Source organism: Psychroflexus sp. S27, from assembly GCF_002810405.1.
GTDB classification, from domain to species: Bacteria; Bacteroidota; Bacteroidia; order Flavobacteriales; family Flavobacteriaceae; genus Psychroflexus; species Psychroflexus halocasei_A.
The window spans coordinates 1-1,875 of record NZ_NEXQ01000017.1 but is presented as its reverse complement, the minus strand read 5'-3'; the positions used below and the strand labels follow the sequence as shown (position 1 = coordinate 1,875).

The 1,875-nt window shown below is 37.3% G+C and carries 3 protein-coding genes; 2 read left to right on the top strand and 1 reads right to left on the bottom strand.

The window, feature by feature from the left end; all coding sequences use genetic code 11:
* A partial coding sequence (locus CAP47_RS02130; protein WP_192869922.1) for an SBBP repeat-containing protein occupies positions 1–702 on the bottom strand: 702 nt, incomplete at its 3' end.
* A 152-nt stretch (positions 703–854) separates the two neighbouring features.
* On the opposite strand from CAP47_RS02130, the gene tnpA reads away from it, so the two are divergent.
* Positions 855–1,286, top strand: a complete 432-nt coding sequence (tnpA, locus tag CAP47_RS02125) for an IS200/IS605 family transposase (protein ID WP_100775183.1) — start codon at positions 855–857, stop codon at positions 1,284–1,286.
* 120 nt (positions 1,287–1,406) lie between these two features.
* Positions 1,407–1,875: hypothetical protein (locus CAP47_RS02120; protein WP_153043474.1), on the top strand; the 469-nt coding region annotated here is incomplete at its 3' end.

Genomic DNA, 1,875 nt, shown 5'->3' with positions numbered 1-1,875 from the left:
AAACGGCACAGTGTAATGAATACTTCCGGGTGGTTGCGGATTTACAGTTGCTTGATGGCTACCAGCAGTGGCTATATTGGTACTAGATTGTGTAACACCAACTACATAAAAAAATCCGTCTTTTAGGCTTATGCTTTGAATTTTCTCAAAATTTTCACCACCAAAATAGGTCGCCCAAACCAAGTTGCCATTCGTGTCAAATTTTGCAATATAACTATCGCCATATCCATTATTAACAATAGAAGAGTTAATGCTTTCTTGGTGAGCCCCTGGGGTAGCAATATTCGTGTTACTCTTAGTATAGCCTGTTATATAGATATTGTTTTCTTCGTCCATAACCAGTTCACCAGCCTCATGTTCTCCATCTGGCCCTCCAAAATAAGTAGACCATACAAGGTTACCAGCAGTATCAAATTTTGTAAGCATGTCATCTTGCATGCCAGCAAAATTAGGTTGATGGGTGCCAGGCGTTCCCGTCAAACCATTTGGAGCGCTCACGTTGGATCGTATGTATATATTCTCACGGGAATCTACAGCTATCCCAAAAGACCAAAGCCAGTAGCCACCATAGTAGGTAGCCCACTCTCTGCCGTAAGGGAAAGGTAGATTTTCTTGGGCAAAAGAAGGTGAGCTTGTCGTTATAGCTAAAAATAATATAAAATATGAAAGAACCGGATGATTGAGTATTCTTGTTGATTTCATAATTGTTTGTTTTTATAGAGTATTATGTGATGAATTTAAAGAAAATTTAGGATAAATTATAAAGAATCTTGATTGGTCTCAAAAAAGGGATTTAAACCCTGCAATTTTATTGCAGCACTTTAGTAGTGCGAAAAAATCTATATTTTCGTACTATGAGTTATCAAAGAAAAGGCTCCCATACGGTAAGTTATTTAACGTGCCATATTGTTTGGGTTACAAAATATCGGTACAAGGTACTTCGCGGAGATGTTCAAACTCGTTGTCGTGAGCTTTTAATCCAAATATGTGAAGCCGAAGGTATAGAAATACTGAAAGGAGTAGTGAGTTCGGATCACGTTCATATGCACATTGAATATGCTCCAAAATTGAATGTAAGTAGTATATTGAAAAAGCTCAAARGGCGAACCTCAAGGAAACTTCAACAAGAGTTTCCAAAACTGAAAGAGCGTTATTGGGGGCAACATTTTTRGGCAAGCGGTTATGGAGTATGGAGTACTGGGAATATTACCGATAAAATGGTCAACGAATATTTGGAACATCACCGTCGAGATTCGAGTGATAATTCCAATTTTATATTGGAATAGTAAAGTGGGACTTTTAGTCCCCAGTCTTAATAAACCTCTGCACTTTCAGTGCAGAGTTGTTTAGTATTAATTAATTTTATATATTCGTTAACTTTAAACAATTATAAAATATAACGAATTATGAAAAGAATTACTTTAATGCTCGCTTTTCTGTTTGCCATATCGTGGCATAGTGAAGCAGCGCTATTTAGTTCAGAGAGTTTTGACTCTGAAAAATTGAGCACATTGGACATGAATCCTTTTGACTCTTTCGAAGCCTTTCAGGCAAATTGTACATCGCCGCAAGCAACAACTTCTATAGATGAAGATTGTGTCAATGGTGTTTATACAATTAATGTTGATGTAACCGACATGGGTGATGCAACAAGTTTGACAATTACTAATGACTTAGGTGCGCCTGATATGCCTGTGACAGAAACAGGTGTAGTTTCATTTGGACCAATTCCTGTAGGAACTGTTATTAATCTAGTTTTAGAACATGACCAAGATTCTCAATGCAATGTTGATTTAGGAGCTTTTAAGGATACTTGTCCAGCACCTAATGATACAATAGCAGGAGCAATACCTATTACACCATCAGSACCAGGCA